The sequence below is a fragment of the Lacticaseibacillus salsurivasis genome (assembly GCF_036246225.1).
Classification (GTDB): Bacteria; Bacillota; Bacilli; order Lactobacillales; family Lactobacillaceae; genus Lacticaseibacillus; species Lacticaseibacillus salsurivasis.
Window position 1 is genome coordinate 13,640 of record NZ_BTTP01000010.1, and the last position, 19,239, is coordinate 32,878.

21 protein-coding genes are annotated in these 19,239 nt (G+C 54.2%); 8 read left to right on the forward strand and 13 right to left on the reverse strand.

Annotated features, from left to right (window positions below):
• Positions 1 to 5: 5 nt before the first annotated feature.
• On the reverse strand, positions 6 to 686 hold the full coding sequence (locus AAA927_RS08175; protein ID WP_338217361.1) for a YjjG family noncanonical pyrimidine nucleotidase: 681 nt from the start codon (positions 684 to 686) through the stop codon (positions 6 to 8).
• A gap of 140 nt (positions 687 to 826) precedes the next feature.
• Here AAA927_RS08175 and AAA927_RS08180 point away from each other — a divergent pair, with 140 nt between their 5' ends.
• The gene (locus AAA927_RS08180; RefSeq protein WP_338217362.1) at positions 827 to 3,340 is read left to right on the forward strand and encodes a transglycosylase domain-containing protein; all 2,514 of its coding nucleotides are present in this window, start codon (positions 827 to 829) and stop codon (positions 3,338 to 3,340) included.
• A 94-nt stretch (positions 3,341 to 3,434) separates the two neighbouring features.
• Here the strand turns inward: AAA927_RS08180 and ccpA are convergent, their stop codons facing one another.
• Complete coding sequence (gene ccpA / locus AAA927_RS08185) at positions 3,435 to 4,436, reverse strand: catabolite control protein A (protein WP_338217363.1); 1,002 nt, start codon at positions 4,434 to 4,436, stop codon at positions 3,435 to 3,437.
• A gap of 212 nt (positions 4,437 to 4,648) precedes the next feature.
• Between ccpA and AAA927_RS08190 the strand changes: the two genes are divergently transcribed.
• Together AAA927_RS08190 and AAA927_RS08195 are read left to right on the forward strand one after the other, a co-directional pair.
• On the forward strand, positions 4,649 to 5,752 hold the full coding sequence (locus AAA927_RS08190) for a M24 family metallopeptidase (RefSeq protein WP_338217364.1): 1,104 nt from the start codon (positions 4,649 to 4,651) through the stop codon (positions 5,750 to 5,752).
• A 397-nt stretch (positions 5,753 to 6,149) separates the two neighbouring features.
• On the forward strand, positions 6,150 to 6,293 hold the full coding sequence (locus tag AAA927_RS08195; RefSeq protein WP_164507836.1) for a hypothetical protein: 144 nt from the start codon (positions 6,150 to 6,152) through the stop codon (positions 6,291 to 6,293).
• A gap of 94 nt (positions 6,294 to 6,387) precedes the next feature.
• Here the strand turns inward: AAA927_RS08195 and AAA927_RS08200 are convergent, their stop codons facing one another.
• From AAA927_RS08200 to AAA927_RS08210, 3 genes are all read right to left on the reverse strand, one after another.
• Complete coding sequence (locus AAA927_RS08200) at positions 6,388 to 6,933, reverse strand: YtxH domain-containing protein (RefSeq protein ID WP_338217365.1); 546 nt, start codon at positions 6,931 to 6,933, stop codon at positions 6,388 to 6,390.
• A 12-nt stretch (positions 6,934 to 6,945) separates the two neighbouring features.
• Positions 6,946 to 7,377: a DUF948 domain-containing protein gene (locus AAA927_RS08205; protein ID WP_204119141.1), complete on the reverse strand. Its 432-nt coding sequence runs from the start codon at positions 7,375 to 7,377 to the stop codon at positions 6,946 to 6,948.
• Positions 7,378 to 7,470: 93 nt separating this feature from the next.
• Positions 7,471 to 8,214 (reverse strand): GNAT family N-acetyltransferase, encoded by a 744-nt coding sequence (locus tag AAA927_RS08210; protein ID WP_338217366.1) that lies wholly within the window; start codon positions 8,212 to 8,214, stop codon positions 7,471 to 7,473.
• A 108-nt stretch (positions 8,215 to 8,322) separates the two neighbouring features.
• On the opposite strand from AAA927_RS08210, the gene AAA927_RS08215 reads away from it, so the two are divergent.
• From AAA927_RS08215 to AAA927_RS08225, 3 genes are read left to right on the forward strand one after another with little or no spacing between them, the layout of a single operon-like run.
• Positions 8,323 to 9,204 (forward strand): mechanosensitive ion channel family protein, encoded by an 882-nt coding sequence (locus tag AAA927_RS08215; RefSeq protein ID WP_338217476.1) that lies wholly within the window; start codon positions 8,323 to 8,325, stop codon positions 9,202 to 9,204.
• A 24-nt stretch (positions 9,205 to 9,228) separates the two neighbouring features.
• Positions 9,229 to 10,134, forward strand: coding sequence for a DUF368 domain-containing protein (locus AAA927_RS08220; RefSeq protein WP_338217368.1), 906 nt, complete (start codon positions 9,229 to 9,231; stop codon positions 10,132 to 10,134).
• A gap of 30 nt (positions 10,135 to 10,164) precedes the next feature.
• On the forward strand, positions 10,165 to 10,659 hold the full coding sequence (locus AAA927_RS08225) for a GNAT family N-acetyltransferase (RefSeq protein WP_338217369.1): 495 nt from the start codon (positions 10,165 to 10,167) through the stop codon (positions 10,657 to 10,659).
• A 58-nt stretch (positions 10,660 to 10,717) separates the two neighbouring features.
• Here AAA927_RS08225 and cbpB read toward each other — a convergent pair whose 3' ends face one another.
• Positions 10,718 to 11,200, reverse strand: coding sequence for a cyclic-di-AMP-binding protein CbpB (cbpB, locus tag AAA927_RS08230; protein ID WP_338217371.1), 483 nt, complete (start codon positions 11,198 to 11,200; stop codon positions 10,718 to 10,720).
• A gap of 352 nt (positions 11,201 to 11,552) precedes the next feature.
• Here cbpB and AAA927_RS08235 point away from each other — a divergent pair, with 352 nt between their 5' ends.
• Positions 11,553 to 12,284 carry an MIP/aquaporin family protein gene (locus AAA927_RS08235; RefSeq protein WP_125579739.1) on the forward strand — a complete coding sequence of 244 codons (732 nt, stop codon included), beginning with the start codon at positions 11,553 to 11,555 and terminating at the stop codon, positions 12,282 to 12,284.
• 88 nt (positions 12,285 to 12,372) lie between these two features.
• Here the strand turns inward: AAA927_RS08235 and AAA927_RS08240 are convergent, their stop codons facing one another.
• Genes AAA927_RS08240 through racE form a run of 3 tightly spaced genes read right to left on the reverse strand, consistent with a single transcriptional unit; the run spans position 12,373 to position 14,726 of the window.
• Positions 12,373 to 12,735, reverse strand: a complete 363-nt coding sequence (locus tag AAA927_RS08240; RefSeq protein WP_338217373.1) for a PASTA domain-containing protein — start codon at positions 12,733 to 12,735, stop codon at positions 12,373 to 12,375.
• Between the two features lie 28 nt (positions 12,736 to 12,763).
• Positions 12,764 to 13,282, reverse strand: a complete 519-nt coding sequence (locus AAA927_RS08245; protein WP_338217374.1) for a YfcE family phosphodiesterase — start codon at positions 13,280 to 13,282, stop codon at positions 12,764 to 12,766.
• Positions 13,260 to 14,726, reverse strand: coding sequence for a glutamate racemase (racE, locus tag AAA927_RS08250; RefSeq protein ID WP_338217375.1), 1,467 nt, complete (start codon positions 14,724 to 14,726; stop codon positions 13,260 to 13,262). Before racE ends, AAA927_RS08245 begins: the two co-directional genes overlap by 23 nt.
• Before the next feature lie 163 nt (positions 14,727 to 14,889).
• Between racE and AAA927_RS08255 the strand changes: the two genes are divergently transcribed.
• Positions 14,890 to 15,357: a DUF2507 domain-containing protein gene (locus tag AAA927_RS08255; RefSeq protein ID WP_338217376.1), complete on the forward strand. Its 468-nt coding sequence runs from the start codon at positions 14,890 to 14,892 to the stop codon at positions 15,355 to 15,357.
• A 78-nt stretch (positions 15,358 to 15,435) separates the two neighbouring features.
• Here AAA927_RS08255 and trxA read toward each other — a convergent pair whose 3' ends face one another.
• The 4 genes from trxA to zapA form a co-directional block, all read right to left on the reverse strand.
• Positions 15,436 to 15,750: a thioredoxin gene (gene trxA / locus AAA927_RS08260; RefSeq protein ID WP_125579749.1), complete on the reverse strand. Its 315-nt coding sequence runs from the start codon at positions 15,748 to 15,750 to the stop codon at positions 15,436 to 15,438.
• A 136-nt stretch (positions 15,751 to 15,886) separates the two neighbouring features.
• Positions 15,887 to 18,244, reverse strand: a complete 2,358-nt coding sequence (locus AAA927_RS08265) for an endonuclease MutS2 (protein ID WP_338217377.1) — start codon at positions 18,242 to 18,244, stop codon at positions 15,887 to 15,889.
• 52 nt (positions 18,245 to 18,296) lie between these two features.
• A complete protein-coding gene (locus AAA927_RS08270; RefSeq protein ID WP_125579753.1) occupies positions 18,297 to 18,830 on the reverse strand; it encodes a CvpA family protein in 534 nt (177 codons plus the stop codon).
• Complete coding sequence (gene zapA / locus AAA927_RS08275) at positions 18,823 to 19,068, reverse strand: cell division protein ZapA (protein ID WP_125579755.1); 246 nt, start codon at positions 19,066 to 19,068, stop codon at positions 18,823 to 18,825. Before zapA ends, AAA927_RS08270 begins: the two co-directional genes overlap by 8 nt.
• Positions 19,069 to 19,239: the final 171 nt, after the last annotated feature.

The window sequence follows — 19,239 nt, forward strand, 5'->3', positions numbered from 1 at the left end:
TTGCATTATTCCGCGGCGATTTTCGTCAGATCACTAAATTCGCTCATTTGGTAAACCGGTAATACTGTGGTGCGATTAGGTTTGAAATGCGGGTTGAACCATACTGAATCGATTTTGGCGTTGCGGCCGCCTTGAATATCAGAGGTCAGCGAATCGCCAACAATCAAGGTCGTGGCCGCGTCAAACTTGGGAATATGCTTGGCCACATAGTCAAAGAAGGCCATGGTTGGCTTGGGGGCCCCGATGGCATCCGAAACAAAGATATCAGCAAAGGCATCAATCAGCCCAGCTTTGGCCAGGCGCTGGCGTTGCACTTCAATCACACCGTTGGACACCACATACAAGCGATAGTCACTAAGGGCCTCAAGGGTCTCCGCCACATGCGGCAGGACAATCGCTTGTTGATCAAGCATTTTATGATAATGCTTCTCCGCCGCCAAGCCATCTGCCTCGACGCCAAACTCTTTGAACAACTGGGTGAAGCGGCGGGTAAAAATCTGCTGACGCGGAATGCGGCCAGCTTCAAAATCCACCCACAGCCCGGCGTTGATAGTGAGATACCGCGCCTCAAGCCGTGGCGTATACCGGGCGCCAAAGTCTTCAATGGTCTGCTTTAAACAAGCCAGTTCCCCTGCTTCGAAATCAAGCAAGGTGTCATCCACATCAAATAAAATCGTTCGATACATGCCGTCCCCTCCATACCGCTAGTCTAGCATGCCAGCCGCAAGAATGCATCGGCGATTGCGGCTGCCAGCGGCGGTATGACCGAAAGGTGGTTTTGGGGTATAATGATGCGTAATTAGTTGTAATCTGGGGGATTTCAAACGTGCGAGAGTCTAAGCATCACCAAAAAAAGCAGCAGGCACCCAAGGCGCAAAAAGTACCCTTGCCGCCTTTCAGCAAGGCCACTTGGCCCTTATACCTGCGGGTTGCCTTGCATACCCTGCGGTCGTTAATTTACTACGGTGTTGGGCTAGCCTTGATTTTACTGGCGTTTGGCGTGGGCCTGCTCGGCGGCTATTTTGCTTCCATTATTAATGACACTGCGGTCCCAACCAAGGCCGAAATGACGCGCACCTTGGCCAATGTCGACACCTCGACCCAGCTGTTTTATGCCAACAATCAGTCCATCGGCCATGTTAAAAGTGACCTGCTGCGTGATACCGTTACTTTGGACAAAGTATCACCTTGGCTGCAAAAAGCCATTGTCGCCACCGAAGACGAGGATTTTTGGACCAACCATGGCGTGGTGCCGAAAGCGCTGATTCGCGCCGTGTTTGCGGAAGTCACCGGCTTGGGCAGCCAAACTGGCGGCTCGACTTTGACTCAGCAGGTCGTCAAACTGCAATTCTTGAATTCGCAAACCACCTTTAAACGTAAGGCCGTGGAAATCATGTACGCGCTGCGGCTCAATCACCACTACAGCAAGGCCCGGATTTTAGAGGAATACCTGAACATCATCACCCTTGGCCGCAATCACACCGGCCAAAATATTGCCGGGGTGGAAACCGCGGCGCTGGGACTGTTCGGCAAGCACGCTAAGGATCTGAATTTGGCTGAGTCTGCCTACATCGCTGGCCTGCCGCAAAGCCCTTCTGTCTACACGCCTTACACCAACACCGGAGCCTTCAAGTCTGATCTCTCGGCTGGCTTTAACCGCGAAAAAACCGTCTTGTTTCGGATGTATCGCGCTGGCACCATTACCAAGGCCGAATATGACGAAGCCAAGGCGTTTGATCTCAAAGCCGCTTTGCTCACACCAGGCAATGCGGAAAGTACCATCAGCTCAGATGACTATGTGTACACCATGGTGCAAAGCGAAGCGCAAACCATTTTGGCCCAGCAATTGGCCAAAGCCGATGGTTACACCAAAACCCAGCTTGAAGGCAGCTCCAGTTTGACCCAAACTTACGACAAAGATGCCAGCAAGCTGCTCGCCACCAAGGGTTACCAAGTGCACTCCACCTTGAACAAGCCGATTTACGACGCCATGCAAAAAGTAGTGGCCAACTATAAAGGCAGCTTTGGCTATACCTACACCGGCTATGTCAAAGACAGTGTCACCGGCGGCTACACCAAGACGTCGGCGCCAGTGCAAAATGGCACGGTGCTGCTGGATAACCAAACCGGGGCGATTTTGGGCTTTGTCGGTGGCACCGCCGGCCAAGTCAATCACATCTACACCAAGCGCTCCCCGGGGTCCTCGATTAAGCCAACGCTGGTTTACGGCCCCGCTATCGACAGTGGCATCATTAGCAGTCGTACCATGCTCGCGGACTTCAAGAAGGACTTTGGCGGAGGCTATTCCGTCACCGACTACGGCAACACGATTTTGAATAAGTTCGTGGATGCCACCACGGCACTGAAGAACTCGCTGAACATCCCCACCGTCAACTTGTACCAAGAGCTACGCAAAAGTGTCGACGTGAAAGCCTACATGACCAAAATGGGCGTCACGACCTTAACTGATAACGACTACGCCACCTTAGGCCTAGCCCTTGGCGGCACGGACTATGGCGAAACGGTGCAGGAAGCGGCCAGCGCCTTTGCGACCTTTGCGCGCGGCGGCAGCAATGTTTCGCCTTACGTCATCGACCGCATCGAAGATCCCTCTGGCAAAGTCATTTACCAGCACAAAACGGCAACCCGTCATGTCTTCTCAAAGGCCACGGCTTACATCCTGACCCAAATGCTGCATCAAACCGTGACCAGTGGGACCGGGATTTACGCCGGGGAAAATGTCAACTTCAACGCTAGCAACCTAATTGCCAAAACCGGGACTTCTAACGACTACAAAGACCTCTGGTTTATCGGCTCCACCCCAGGCATCACCATGGCCAGCTGGATGGGCTACGACAATGCCAACGGCGCCAACCACACCCTCAGCTCCAGCGGTAGTGCCATCAACCAGCGCTATTGGGCGGCATTGGCCAATGCCGTTTACGCCCTTGACCCGAAGCTCTTTGCTTTAAGCGACACCATGCAGCGGCCAAGCGCCGTTAAGTCCACCACGGTCAATGCCGAAACCGGCCTGAAAAATGGGGATGTCACTTATAACGGTAAGACCTTTAGCCTCACCGGTAGCACCGCAGAAGCCTTGTCCTATGGCTACACGCCAGGCGTCACCCAGGCGCAGTTTGGCATTGGCGGCACCACCGCTAACTACACCGACTTCTGGGCTTCCCTGCAAGGCGGCAACGACGATAGTTATGGGCAAAAGAAGAGTGGCGACGAAGCGGACCAAACTGACGCCAGCAAGTCTGACGAAGCAGCCAGCAGCTCTTCCAGTGCTGCCAGCTCCTCTAGCACTGCTCCAGCCACCGCTGAAGCTAATCAATAATGAGCTAACCGCGCGGACGATCAGCGCGGTTTTTCGTGACTGGATGCAAAAAATCCCGCAGCATCAACTGCGGGATTTTTCGCTTGGCACAAGTTTAGCGGGTTGATTTGCGCGTGGTGATATCAAAGCCCAGGCGAATGGTCTTGGCGTCGATGTCTTCCTTATTCATCATCTTGGTCAACAGGCGCATGGCCACGGCACCGATGTCGTACAGCGGCTGGTCAATGGAGGTCAGCTGTGGCCGAGCCATTTCGGTGAGCTTGGTGTTGTTGGAGGTGATGATTTCAAAATCAGCTGGCACTTTCACCCCAGCATCCAGCGCGCCATCGAGAATACCCACTGCGACTTCATCGTCGCCCACGACGGCCGCCGTTGCGCCAGCCTTTTGCAGCTGGGCAAACAAGGCTAAACCGGCATGGTAGCTGGTTTCACTTTCGAAGACCAAGCTCTCGTCGTAAGGCAAGCCAGCCTTTTGCAGGGCCTGCTTGTAGCCCTTCAGGCGATATTGACCGTTGATCGGCTGAGCCAGTTGGCCGGTGACCAACGCCACCTGCTTGGAGCCGGAATTGATCAACTGCGTCGTCGCGGCTTCAACCGCGGCCACGTAATCGATGTTGACGGAACCGACTTGTTCGTCAGGATCAACGGAACCGGCCAGCACGATTGGGGTCTTGCTCCGGGAGAACTCTTGGCGAATGCTATCGGAAATGTCATTGCCCATATAGATCAGGCCATCAACCTGCTTGGCCAGCAAGGTGTTAAGCACCTGCACTTCTTTTTGACTGTTCTCATCGGAGTTGGCCAAAATGATGTTGTACTTGTACATCGTGGCCACATCATCAATCCCCCGCGCTAGGCTGGAGAAGAACATGTTGGTAACATCAGGAATGATCACCCCAACGGTGGTCGTCTTCTTGGAGGCCAAGCCGCGCGCCACCGCATTTGGCCGGTAGTCCAGCTTGTCGATGACTTCAAGGACCTTCTTGCGGGTGGCCGGCTTCACATTCGGGTTGCCGTTAACCACGCGGGAAACCGTGGCCATGGAGACATTGGCTTCACGGGCCACATCATAAATCGTAATTGTTTGTTTTTCCATTGTTAGTTTGCTCCTTACGCGAACGTTTTGGTTCTCGTGATTTCCAACATACTTTAGCAGACTAGCACCAGCAATGCAAGCGTTTTACTGAATTTTTCAATGTAATTTTCATTACCATTTTTCAGAAAGCCAGTCGCGACACCCTGCTGTGGTATACTGGTTCCGCAAGTCATTACTCCCCTGAGCGCGGGAGAATTTCAGGAGGAAAGCTTATGAACGTCCATCTTGAGCAGCTCCAGGCCTGGGTACAAGCCCAGTCGCTGGATGTCGCTTATATCAGCAATTACACCAATATCAATTATTTCACCGGCTTTTTCAGTGACCCCGAAGAACGGATCACCGGCCTGTTTGTGTTCCCGGACCAAGACCCCTTCTTGTTCGTTCCGGCCTTGTCCATCGAAGCCGTGAAGAAAGCCGGCTGGCCATACGGGGTCGCCGGTTACCTCGATCATGAGCAGCCTTTTGCCCTGATTGCCGCCGAAATCAAAAAGCGCGTCGCTAACCCCATCAAATGGGGCATTGAAAAAGACGACCTCGCCGTTTTCAAGTTCGAAGCCATCATGCGGCAGTTCCCGACGGCAACGTTCCCGGCTGACGCCAGCCGCTTCATTGAAACGCTGCAGCTGATCAAGACGCCTGATGAAATTGCCAAAATGGAAGAAGCTGGGCGCCAAGCCGATCGCGCCTTCGCGGCTGGTTTCAAGGCCTTGCGCGCCGGCATCACCGAACAAGCCGTCGTGGCAGAAATCGAATACGCCATGATGAAGGAAGGCGTCATGCACATGAGCTTTGACACCATTGTTCAGGCCGGCATTGACGCCGCTGATCCCCATGGCGGCCCGGAAGCCACCGCGGTGCAGCCCGGCGAGTTGGTGTTGTTTGACCTCGGCACGGACAACCACGGCTACATGAGCGATGCCACCCGCACGGTGGCCTTCGGCGCTGGCGTTTCGGCCAAGGCCCAAGAAATCCACAAGGTCTGCCTAGAGGCCCAGCTCACTGCCCAAGCCGCCGTGCGGCCTGGTTTGCGGGCTTCTGATCTCGACAAAATTGCCCGCGATATCATCGAAAAGGCCGGCTATGGCGAATACTTCAATCACCGCCTAGGCCACGGCATCGGCATGTCGACCCATGAGTTTCCTTCCATCATGGCCGGCAATGACATGGAATTGAAGCCGGGCATGTGCTTCTCAATTGAACCAGGGATTTACATTCCTGGTGTGGCTGGTGTCCGCATTGAAGACTGTGTCCATGTCACCGCCACTGGGTGCGAACCCTTTACGCACACCGCAAAAGACTACACCGTCATTGATTAATTCCAAGCGCTGGCGAAGGTCAGCGCTTTTTGTATGCTTGCCAAGCAAAGAACGCCTTGGTTTAGGTCTTTTACCATCAGCTGTGTGCATACGTTATTTATTATTTATTCACTTTGCTGCATTAAATCCGGAAGAAAGCCTGATTTGACGGGCTTGCCTTGCTCAAAAATGAACGATTAGGCATTTCTGTGAGTCTAAGCAAGCGTGATTTTAAGCCAGAACCGGCGCGTAAAAGCAAAAATGGAAAACCGATGGCATCAACGTTCATACTCTCGGCAGTCTACATATGTTCACGTCTGGTGTACACGAAATATCTCATGTATTTATTATTTGCACATCTAAGGGCTAGCCCATATGATTAAGATGAAAAATAAGAAGAGAAAAGAGGAAAAGAATTATGCCTGTGTCTGATATCGAACGTGCGATGACCCCTCAAATGGGTTTACCAAATGATCTGATGTTAAAGTTGATGCACCAGCACATCGAGCAAGTTGCCGAACATGCGCGGGTGCGTAAAGAAGCTAAGCAGAACAACAAGTAACTTTACCATTAGATAAAACCAGCGTTGGGCCGTGGCCCAACGCTATTTTTGTGCAAACAAAAAGCGCGATGAGGCCGCTCATCGCGCTTAAGCTTTATGCTTCTGGCTGATCCTGATCTGCCCGCGCTGCTTCGTCTGGCACGCTGGGGTCAATGTCGTTGGTGGCGGCATCATCGAAGTCTTCTGCTTCATCATGGTCGGCAGTAGCTTCAGTGGCCACTTCGCCTAAATCATCGGCGGCGGTTTCGGCATCGTCTTTGGCTTGGGCAAAGGCACTCTTGCCGTCCAAGACGATATCATCGAAATCATCGCTGGCTGGCACTTCTGGGGCGTCCGTCAGTTCGTCTTTCAAGGCCTGAGTGGCATCATCATAACTGGCCACATCGCCTTCATCGTGTTTGGCACTAGCCGCGCGCTGTTTGAGATCCTCAACCATGCTTTGGGCGGATTCGCGCCATTCAGCAGTGGCATCGCGGGCGTAGTCATAATAGTCAGCAGCCCGATCAGACAAATCATCTTTAGTCTTGCTGAATTTTGCCTTCAGTTCATCACTGGTTTGCGGTGTCAGCAGATAGGTTGCCGCTAACGAACTAGCGGCACCCAGTACGAAACCTAACAAGAAATGACTCTTTTTTGCCATAATGAAAACCTCCTATTTTGTGGTTTGCTCATTTTTCTTGGAAAACATAGCGGCGGCTCGTTGCCCCACCTTGGCGGCGACGGTGACCTTGGCGGAATTCTTCGCGCCAGTCGACACTTTAGCCGCAAGGTTACGCGTTGAGGTGTTCAAGTCAGAAACACTTTCTCCGAGCTCACCGATTGCCGTAAACACGGGATCGATGGCAGCCACTTTGCCATTCACGTCGTTGAGCAACGTGTTGGACTTGGTCAGCAGCGCTTCAATCTCGTTGGTCAACGGTTTGATTTCACCGTTGACCGTATCGAGCGTTTGGTTAACCTCGGCGACTGTGTTTTTAATTTCCTTGGTGACAGATGATAAACGAATGGCAATGATCGCTACGGCTAAGGCAATGATCAAAAACGCCACTGCCGCAATCACCCCAGCAACTTCTGCTCCTGACATGCAACACCCTCCTTTAACACCCCACGAAAACGGATGCATATGTATACAACAAGAATATCATCATTACTAGGCCGCGGCAAATTTTTCACGACGTTAACTGCCTGGTGCGACCATGTACGCCGGATAGACATAAGCCAACTGATAGCCTAACTTTTGCGCCAGCGCCAGCGAGGTTTTGGTGTGGGCATCCCAGCTGGGATAAAGCCCGCGGGCGAGACAAGTCAAAATCAGTTGCGCGCTGCAAGCGGTGGCCAGCCCGCGGCGCCGGCAGTCTGCGCGCGTGTCGACTTCAATTTCGATTCCGCCAGGATAGGCGCTGTAGGCACTGGCGCCGGCCACTAGTTCGCCTTCACGCAGGGCCAACACGCCGCAAGCCAGCCGGGCAAATTGATCAAAGTTGCGAAACTGCCGCGTAAAATCTTCCGCCCAGGCCAACGTCTGACATTCGGCAAACCAATGCTGATCCAGCGCCACCAATTGCGTGCCGGCAGGCGGGGTAGCGAGCTGCTGCAAGCGGCGCGGCTCAAAGCCGGCGGTGGTTTTCACCGTGGCATAGCGCTCAAAGCGCTTGGCGCGAGTGCCATAAGTGCCCTCGATCACCGGTGTCCAGGCGTCAGTGCGCGGCACCACAATCTGCGGCTGCAGGGCCGCAATTGAGGTGAGTAAGGCGGCATCGGGTTCCCCAGCCAAGAAGACAAAGTCGCCAATGACCGCCGCGGCAGTGTTCGCGGTACCGGTTAACTGACCCATGGTGCCACTTAAGCACGAATAAATGGGCGTTTCTGGCCACCCGGCAAATAGCGGCGCGGCTTGCTTAGGCGTGAGACGATTGGGCATGTTGATACCTACTTTCTTGGCAATCATATAGACTTTTTATAAATTCAAGACCAGCGCTAGGCCGGGTTGGTGGATTTTGTTACACTGATATCAGACTAAGGAGCGATTATATTGAACCCATACATCCTACTGACCACTTTAACTGAGGAACCCAATGCCTGGCGGCGCTACTTCGATGCCATCGATTGGAGCAAAATTATCGATGCCATCGTCAGTACCGTGGTTGAAATCGTTTTGTTCACGGTGCTGTTTCTGGTGATTAACGCGATTGGCAAACGCCTGATCAATCACGGTTTTAACGCTTACCAAGCGCGCACTGGCGTCTCCAGCACCCGCGCCACCACCATGCACGCCCTCAGCAAAAATGTGCTGGGCTACACGGTCTTTTTCTTCTACCTTTATGCAGTGTTGACTGTGCTTGGCGTGCCGGTGGGGACCTTGCTAGCTGGCGCTGGGGTCGTCGGCATCGCGTTAGGCCTCGGCGCCCAAGGCTTTGTCGCTGATGTCGTCACGGGCTTCTTTATTCTACTAGAAGGCCAGATCGATGTCGGCGATGCCGTTACGCTTGGCGCCATTACCGGCGTGGTCACCTCAGTGGGACTGCGGACGACGATTGTGCGCAGCTATGACGGTACCGTGAACTACATTCCTAACCGCAATATTACCATTGTTTCTAATCTTTCTCGCAGCAACATGCTGGCATTGGTTAAATTGCCGATGCGCCCAGAAGCGGATCTCAAGCATGTGCGCGCGGTGATCGATCAAGTCAACGCCGACCTCGTGCCACAAATCAAAGCCATTCGCCAAGGTCCTGACGTCTTGGGGCTGACCGATAATGGTGATGGCACCTTTAGCTACCAGGTCAAGTTTCTCACCGCTAACGGTGAACAGCTCAACGTGCAGCGCCGGTTTCTCGCCGCTTATGTCAAAGCCTTGCATGATGCTGGCATCGATTTGCCGACACCACCCCTTAATCTACGCCAATCCTAATCGCGCCCAATAAGGAGACTGACTTTGCTAAATCTGATCAAAGGTGCCCTCATCGGTATCGCCCTTGTTATTCCCGGCCTCTCCGGTAGCATTTTTGCCGTGGTAGTCGGGCTGTATGACCGCCTGCTCGCGGCAGTGAATCATTTCCGCGAAGCGCCGCGCACCCACCTGCGCCTGCTGGTGCCAGTGGGACTCGGGGCGGTGCTGGGAATTTTGCTTTCCACCAAGGCCATTTTGCTGGTCACCGCAAGCTGGCCCCTGCCCAGTTACAGCTTCTTCATTGGCTTGGTGCTGGGAATTGGCCCGTTCATCTACCGCAAAATCACCCAGGTGCCATTCAAGGCTTGGTATGTGCTGCTGCCAGTGCTGGGATTCGCTGCGATTTACGGTTTGGCCAAGCTCGGCGGCGAGCAGCCTGAAAACTTAATTGCCATCACCCGCCTCAACACACTATCCGATGCCGGCACCATGACCTTCGCTGGCGTGTTCGCAGTCGCGCTGATGGCGATTCCAGGCATCTCCGGATCCATTATGCTGATGGTGATTGACCAGTATGGCACGGTTTATAACGCTGTGAGCGCCATCGGGCCGGCACTGCGCGCCTTGCTGGCCGGCAACTGGGCCGCCTTTCAGGAACAGCTGATGACCGTGGCCTTGCTCGGTCCGTTCATGCTTGGCGCCATTGTCGGGCTGCTCGTCATCGCCAAAGTGATGGAAATGCTGCTCAAGCGCTTTGAGGCGCAGGTGTATTATGCGGTCATCGGCATTGTGCTGGCCGCCGCCTTAATCTTGGTAGAAACTGGCCTGAAGCCCTACTGGCCGACCAGTACCGGCATCGGCGTCATCCTCACGGTGGTGGCTGGCATCGTGCTGGGCGTGTTAGCCACGATTTTTCTGGACAAACCCAGCGATGAGACAACTGGCGTATAATACGATTATTCAAACTAAAAGAGGCCAGTCATGCAACCAGAATTTACTTTCGCCACCAAAGCCGATTTACCGGCGGTGGTCGCCATTTACAATCAAATCATTCCAAGCCGCTTAGCGACCGCTGATCTTGAGCCAGTCACAGTCGCCTCAAGGGCGGCCTGGTTTGAGGCGTTTGACCCGAAGCGGCGGCCGCTGTGGCTGATTAGGCAAAATCACGAACTCGCCGGCTGGGTCGGCCTGGAAGACTTCTACGGCCGGCCGGCATATGGCCATACGGCAGAAATCAGCATCTACATCGACGGCGCTCATCACCACCAAGGCTTGGGCCAGGCGGCACTGGATTATGTGTTCAGCCAGCTGCCGGTGCTGGGCCTGGATGCCCTCGTCGCCTTTATCTTCGCGCATAACACCCCCAGCCTCGGCTTGTTCACCAAGAACCGGTTTAGCCAGTGGGGCCTGCTGCCCGACGTGGCCTTGATGGATGGCCACCACCGGAGCTTAGCGATTATGGGCCGCCGGTTCTAAAGTAACAGCAAAACACCAGTCAACTTGATCAAGTTGGCTGGTGTTTTTGCGTCGTCCTTTAGTTTTTCAGTTCCGGGGTCTTCTCAGTTAACGAATATTCTTTATCGATATTATGACCGATGTAGTTGATGCCTTTCATCACTTCACGCCGGGTCACAATGCCGGTGAAGGTGCCATCTTTTTGCACGACTGGCAGGAACGCGCTATCGACTAAGGCATGAAGCACTTCTTCGATATCATAAGGATCATCGATGGTGACCACACCGGTTTCCATCACATCTTTCACGCAATATTGGTCCAGCGGGGCGGCGGTGATGTCGTCGAGGCCGAGCATTTTGTCCGTGATTTGGGGCAGTGAAATCAGGCCTTTGAAATGATCCTGGTTATCCAGCACGGGAATTTTGGCGTAGCGCACTTTCGTCAGGACCAAAAACGCGTGCCGCAGCGAGTTGTCTTCGCTGACGCTGGCAATCATATCACCAGGAATAAGGAAGTGACTGCGGTTTTCCGTCATCATGTTCTCGATCACTTGGTTTATCAATAAAATCGCTCCTTTTGTCGTACAGGACTATTGTAGCGAATTCCCGCCATGAAAGCACCTTCATCGCCTAGGTTTAGACAGGATTTAACAAAGTGATGCTCAGCCTCAGCCACCGAAATGCCCACACCGACGCCGTTATTTGTAACCGGTTGCGGCCACCCGGCGGCACACTTTCATGCCCCTCCCACTGTATGTGAAATCGGCTTCAAGGCTTTTCCGCAGGCCTGTTATTTGTGAAGGGCAAATGCTTGCTTCTTTCACAAAGGTTGTTTACTATGCCCTTAACCCTTGCTACACTGGTAAGCATATGACTGTCCAATTTCAGAAAATAAGGACAGATGGAGGCGCAATAATGACATACGATCTTTGGACCCGACTCTTTGCTGAGTTCATGGGGACCGCGATCATGGTCGCGTTAGGCAACGGTTCAGTCGCCAATGTCGATCTCAAAGGGACAAAAGGTAATGGTTCGGACTGGATGCTGATTGCAGTCGGTTACGGAGCTGGGGTCATGATTCCAGCCATGATGATTGGCGGGATTTCGGGGAACCACATCAACCCCGCGTTCACGATTGGCTTGGCGGCGGCAGGGTTATTCCCCTGGAGCGAAGTGCTACCTTACATTATTGCTCAATTTGCTGGAGCCATGTTTGGTCAGCTGTGGGTGGTGGCCGCCTACAAGCCGCATTACGACTTGACCACCGACACGCGCCACGTCTTGGGCACGTTCTCAACGATCAATGCCACCAGCAGCAAACTGAACGGCTTTATCAACGAATTCATTGGTTCCTTTATTCTTTTCTTCGGCGCACTAGGAATTACCAAAGCCCCGTTCTTCCAGAATAACCTGGGCACTGCGCACATGGCGCTGGGGTTCCTGGTTGCCACCCTAGTTGCCAGCTTTGGTGGCCCCACCGGCCCGGCCTTGAACCCGGCCCGGGACCTCGGGCCACGGCTGCTGCATCAGCTGCTGCCGCTGCGGCACAAAGGCAGCTCCGATTGGGACTATGCTTGGGTGCCGGTGGTGGCACCGATTTTGGCCGCCATCACCGCCATCGTCTTATATAAAGCAGTCTTTCTATAAAGGCCAACCGGCCCTGATGCGCGAAGCATCAGGGCTTTTTTCATGGGGTTAATCAAAAAGAAGCTGACGCCTTGGTCAGCTTCGTGCTTTATGATTTGAAAAGTTCGCGTGGCTTCACCGGTTCAGAAAGCTGAGGCCGGTGCCGCTTCGCCGGCAGTTTTTGCGCCAAGTCTGGGTGAGCTGGCGTTGCGGTTGGCTTTTTGGCCAGCACCTCCGCCTGCCGCTGGCTGGCTGCCAGGGTCTTGGCATCCAGGTAAAACAATTTGACGACCGCCGCCGTCTTCGCTTGCTGGCCGGGCGGTGGTGTCATGCTCAGGACCGTTTGCGGCTGGCGGTTTGCATAGCGGACGGCGGCTGTGACTTTGATTGGGCGACCAACTAGGCCCAATGTTTTGAGCTGCAACTGGGCCTCAGCCAGCGGCCGAGCCCGCAAATCTGGGACGAGCGGCATGCCCTTCGCCTCCCCTCGGCTGATGCCATCATTTCAACGCAAAGCGCCGCTTCAGATCCGGCGCCGGCTGGCCGTTGCGCAGATAGTAGGTGACCGTAATAGCCTCATCAGTCGCTTCAATCACCGCATAAGTGCCACCCAGCCTTGCAAACTGGCCGCGCGGCTGGGAGATGCTCCCAGGGTTCAGCACCACCATGCCATCGTGCTGTTCCACTCCTAGCTGATGGGTGTGGCCAAAAATGACAATTCGAGCCTTGGCCTTAGCCGCAGCGTCCAGTAATTGATTTAAACTGAAGTTTACGCCAAAACGATGACCATGCGTCATGAACACTGGCACTCCTGCCACGGTTTGGCTGACGGTCAGCGGAAAAGCCGAATCAAAATCCATGTTGCCACGGACCGCCACATAATGGTCAAAAATCGGATCATCAGCGGCAAACTCGGAATCGCCGGCGTAAAAATAAGCATCGGCATCAGGTTGCTGAGTCAAAATGGTCTCAAGAATCTGATGATCGCTATGGGTATCACTCACTGCGACGAGTTTCATGTGCGTCCTCCTTGCCTGTGAACCACTGCTGCCATTGCTTTTCCAAGGCGCGCATGGCGTTGCCGCGATGGCTGACCTGGTTTTTCTCGCTGCTCGTCAGCTGGGCCATGGTTTTGCCTAGCGCCGGCAGGAAGAAGTACGGATCGTAACCGAATCCATTGTCCCCTTCTGGCACGCCAGTGATTTGGCCTTTGACCTCGCCATTCACAACAAGGTCATGATCCGGATCGTTCGGTTTGGCAAACACTAAAGTCGTATGGAAAGTGGCAGTGCGTTGCGCTGGTGCCACTTCTGCCAGGTTGGCAATCAGCTTGGCATTGTTAGCCGCATCATTATGCCCGCGGCCGGCGTACCGGGCGGAAAATACGCCTGGTGCACCATCTAAGGCATCCACCATCAGGCCCGAATCATCAGCCACCACAGGCAGCTCCAAGGCTCTGGCATAACCGTCTGCCTTCAGCCGCGCATTTTCCTCAAAGGTCTCGCCGGTTTCCGGCACCGTCGGCAAGTCGGGAAAATCCGCCAGACTTTTGACGGTCAAGCCATCTGCTTCAAACATCGCTGCCAGTTCCTTGACTTTGCCGGCGTTTTTCGAGGCGATCACCACGGTTTGCGGGGCAGCCGCCGGCAAATGATCCGTGGCCTCGGCGTCGATGGTCACATGCTGCGCCTTGACCTTTAGCCCCAGCCAGTTGCCGGCAATGACATCAAACATCTTGGCATTACCGGTGGTATAAAAGATGCGGGTGGCCTGCGTCTTGGGCCCAGCCGCAATGTCGAAGTAATCCAGTAACATCGATACTTCGCTGACGGTTTCTGCGCCGGAGTCAATTAAGGTGACGTCATCACCCATCACATTTTGAATCAACGGCCGCAGCAGCGGGTAATGCGTGCAGCCCATCACCAAGGTATCAATGCCTTGGTGGAGTAACGGCTGCAAGGTTTCGGCCACCACGCGCTTGGCCACTGGGGAGGTCATTTCGTTGCTTTCCACCAGTGGGACAAACTTCGGGGCTGCCAAACTGGTGACCTTGATGTGCGAGGCTTTGCCATGAATGGTGTCAGCATAAGCGTTGCTCTTTACCGTGCCTTCCGTACCAATCACGCCAATATGATTGGTGCTGGTGGCTTTAATCGCCGCGCGCGAGCCTGGCACAATCACCCCCACCACCGGAATGTTCAGCTTCTGACGAATGTCAGGCAAAGCGGCCGCAGTGGCCGTATTGCAGGCAATCACCAGCATTTTAATTTGCTGCTGAAGCAAAAAGTTCACCATCTGCCAGGTGAATGCCCGCACCTGCGCCGCTGGCCGCGGCCCATAAGGCAAGCGCGCTTGGTCGCCCAGGAAGACGACATTTTCATTCGGCAGCTGCCGCAGTGCTTCTTTGACGACGGTCAGGCCCCCGACGCCTGAATCAATGAAGCCAATCGGTTGTGTATTCATAACCCAATCTGCCTTTCGTTAAATGACTTTGAACCTCCATTGTGGACGCTACGCGGCAAAAATTCAAGTCAGTGCACTGTTTCGCCTCTGTTGTCTAGCGGCCTTTTCCGCTATAATGAAAAGGATCATTGCGCAAGTGTTGCGCAGTTTTGGAGGCGCCTCAATGGCAAAAGGAACGTATCAAGACTTACTGGCTCTGCCTGCAGAAGGCCCCTTGTTCGGGCAGCTGATGCTCAGAGACTTGCTGCTGCCTGAGTTATTAGGCGAAGAAACCTCGAACATCTCCTATTGGGCCGGTCGCGCCCTGGCTCGAAAACTGCCAGTCGGCGAAACCGAACTCAGCCAGCTGTTTGCCGAAGTCGGCTTTGGCGAGCTCACGGCGGAATCCGCTAAACGCCACGAACGCGTTTATACCCTGGCTGGCACCGTGGTTGCCACGCGCATTGCGAACTTCCCCCAGCCGGATTTTCAGTTGGAAGCGGGTTTTCTGGCGGAAAGCCTTCAGCAAGCCCTCGGGGTGGTGGTTGAAGCCAATGCCACGGTTGATACTCACAAACAAAAAGTGCATCTCACTGCCGCCATGGACCTCAAAGCTGAAGTCCCCCGGCCAGATATGCATGTGCGGCTTTAACCGGCTTAGCCACCAGTGCCCTGGTGGCTTTTTTTGCACGACAAAACCCCTCACCTGGTGGCGAGGGGTTTTGAGAAGTTAAGCCTTAGTATACTTGTCCAGCACAGCGTTCAGCTGGTCTTTGGTTTGGTAGCCCACGAGCTTTTCCACCACGGCGCCATCTTTTTTGATGACCAGAGTTGGAATTGCCATAATGCCAAACTCAGATGGGGTGCCTTGGTTCTGGTCAACGTCCATCTTGGTGAACTTGACGTCGGAACGGCTGTTTTCCAATGATTCGATCACTGGACTTTGCATCTTACATGGACCACACCAGGTTGCCCAAAAGTCAGTCAGGGTCACGCCGGTGTCTGTTTCTTGTTTAAAATCTTGATCAGTTACGACTTTAACCATGCGAATTCCTCCTTGTTTCGGCTGCCACCAAAAGCAGTCTGGGTTGGCTTAGCCGCTGCTAAGTCCTTACTATTTGTAACTAGAATCATTATAGCACAATTCACCATGCCGGCTCAACTTAATTGCAGGCAACTCATTATTTGAACTGCACAATCGTAGCGCCTGAACCGCCGGCATTTTGCGGGGCATAGCCGAATTTTTTGACTTGAGAGTTGCGCTTGAGATACTGGGTGACCCCGTTGCGAATCGCACCAGTCCCCAGGCCATGCACAATGGTCACTTGCGGGTACCCGGCCAGCAGCGCCGAGTCGATGTAACTATCCAGTTGTTGCATGGCATCGTCATAGCGCACCCCGCGCAAATCCAGCGTCGTACTTGGCCCGCTAGCACTGCCGCCTTTCACCGCAACGACGCGGCGTTTCGGGGTTTCGGCCTTTGGCGCCGCAATTTTTTCGATGTCAGAGGTTTTTATGCGCATCCGCATGATGCCCAGTTGAACATCCCAGTGGTCGTTATCGACCTGGTCCAGTAAATCGCCGGTTTGGTCGTAGCTGAGCACCTTGACCGTATCGCCAGGATGCAAAGCCTGCTTGCGCTTCTCGCGCCGCAGCACCCGATTTTTCGGCGCCGACTCTGGGGTCAGATTCTTCAGCGCCGTCTTTGCGTCAATCAGCTCATTTTCCTTCACACTGCTGGCGCCACTTTGCTGCATGGCGCGCAGTTGTTTGATGATTTTATCGGCTTTGGTTTGCGCTTTTTCGACCAGCAAATTGGCCTGACTTTGCGCTTGCTTAAGCTGCTGATCACGCTGGGTCTCGAAGGTGTGATACGCCTTTTCCAAATCGTCATGCAAGGCTTGGGCCGCGTTGAGTTCCTGGCGCACGGCCTTATATTCGGTCTCCGCCGCTTTACGCTGGCTTTCCAAATCGGCAATCATGTTGTTGAGATCATGACTGTCATCGGCAATCAAGGCCTTGGCGCGATCGACAACGGCCGAATCCAGCCCGAGGCGCCGCGAAATGTCGAAGGCATTCGATCGCCCTGGCACCCCAATCAGCAGGCGGTAAGTCGGCTGCAGGGTCGCGGCATCGAATTCCATCGACGCGTTGATGGTACCCGGAGTGTTGTAGCCGTACAGCTTCAGTTCCGGATAGTGAGTCGTCGCCACGACATCGGCGCCAATCGTTCCCACTTCATCTAAAATCGCAATCGCCAGCGCTGCGCCTTCCTGCGGGTCCGTCCCGGCGCCGAGCTCATCGAACAGCACCAAGGCGTGGTCGTCGATATGATCAAGAATTTCTACGGTGTTGGCCATGTGGCCGGAGAAGGTACTGAGGCTTTGTTCGATGGATTGTTCATCCCCGATATCGGCACACACCTCGGAGAAAATCCCAATTTGACTTTCTTCATGGGCCGGAATGAATAGCCCAGCCTGGCCCATCAACTGAATCAGCCCAAGCGTCTTCAAGGTGATAGTTTTCCCACCCGTGTTCGGCCCGGTGACCACAATCGCCTGGTAGTCTTTGCCCAGGGTGATGTCATTCGGCACCACGTGATGGGGATCGAGCAACGGATGGCGCGCCTGGATCAAATCAACTTCATTTTTCGCGGACACCAGCGGTTCGGTGGCCTTGATGGCCCGCGCATAGCGGGCCTTGGCATTGATGAAATCAAAATGGCCGAGAATCGTGGCATTGCGCGCGATTTGCTTGGTGTATGGGGCAACCTCTTCAGACAGCTCTCCTAACACCCGCGCCACTTCATTTTTCTCTTCGATTTGGGCCTCGCGCAGGCGATTGTTCATGTCAACCACGGCCTGCGGTTCGATGAACAGCGTAGCGCCTGAAGCACTTTGATCATGCACGACACCAGGCACTTGGCCGCGGGAATCGGACCGCACCGGTAGGACAAAGCGGTCATCACGCAACGTCACCAGCGGGTCGCTGAGATACTTAGCGGTGTTGCCATGGATATAACTGTCCATCCGCGAGCGAATATTGGCTTCCAGCTGTCTGATCTGATTGCGAATCGCCTTGAGCTGTTCGCTCGCTTCGTCAGTGACATTACCTTCTTCGTCGACGGCGGTATACAGACGCCGCGTCAACTGCGGCAGCCGCGTCAGGGTTTCTTGCAGCTGATACACGCGGCGCAAATCGATTTTATCAGTTAACCCAGTCAGAAAATCATCAACCGCGGAAACCGTGCGGAGCACCCGCGTCAGCGCCGCAAACTCATGGCCGTTCAACGTGGCGCCGATTTCCACTCGTTTCAGCGCCGGGCCGATGTCCTCCAGCTCAGGAATGGGAATGCCGCCTTGCAACCGCAAAATGCTCGCCCCGTCCGCCGTTTCGTCTAACGCGGTTTGCACCGTCTTGGCATCAGCAGTGGGTGTCAAGGCCCGCACGCGGTTATGCCCCGCCGCCGTCACCACATACTGCAACAACGCCGTGCGGATTTGATCAAACCCCAGCGTCGTTAATATTTTTTTATTCATAACTTAATACTCCTTAATGCGACAGAAGGACCAGCCCAAAAAGGCGCTGGCCCTAACCAATCCAAAGCTGCGTGATCCAACTCGTCAGGCCCACCGAATAGCGCACCATCGTTCGACCCATGAAAGAATTGGCCAACAGGTTTTGCAATCCGGCCATTGGCACCAACGCCACCAGATACAGCAGCAGGAAAATAAAGACATACCCCATCAGCAAGTTAAGTAGGCCGCCCGTGATAAAACTCATCCGGTCGGCGCGTTTGTACTTCAGGTCATGCACCCAAAGCGCCGCAAAGCGCGTGATTAACCAACCTAACGCGAGCACACAAATAAACGCGACCCCTCGATAAAACGCCTCATCCAAGGTCAAGCCGACCTTATTCGTGAAAAAAACAAACTGGCTCTGCTGCGTGGCGGAAGGATATGGCACCCACAGCGCAATCATCCCCGCAATCGGTCGATACAACAAGCTAGCCAGGCCGATGCTTAACAGGTAGCCGCCAGTATGAAAAAGCTGGAGCCAAATGCCACGTTCGGCGCCTTCGTAAAAGAAGTACGCTAACGCCAGCAAAATTGCCAAACTAAGCATGCGGCGCCTCCGGAGCTTGCGCGGCTGCTTGGGCCGCGACTAATTCTGATAACGCATTGAATGCTAACAGCACCGCCGCTGATTCTGTCGTCATATGAGGATCTGCAGCTTGGATTGCCGTCAAGCGTTCGTTTAACAGCGCCGTGACTGTTTCAAACTGGGCCACGCTGCCTGGCCCGATAATTGTGTATTCTTTATCGCCAATTACGGCCTTAAACCGTCGCTTTTGGTCTGTCACCACAAGTCCCCCTCAAAATGTTACTGCGCTCTATTTTAGCATAAGCACGCGCTACCGACTAGGCTGCGAAGACGGGCGCACTTAGCGGGATGGTTAGCCTAGCGCAGGGCATTGAAGCCGCACCTTGGCTTCGATGCCCTGTGCGTAGCTAACCACTCCCGCGTTGCCCGT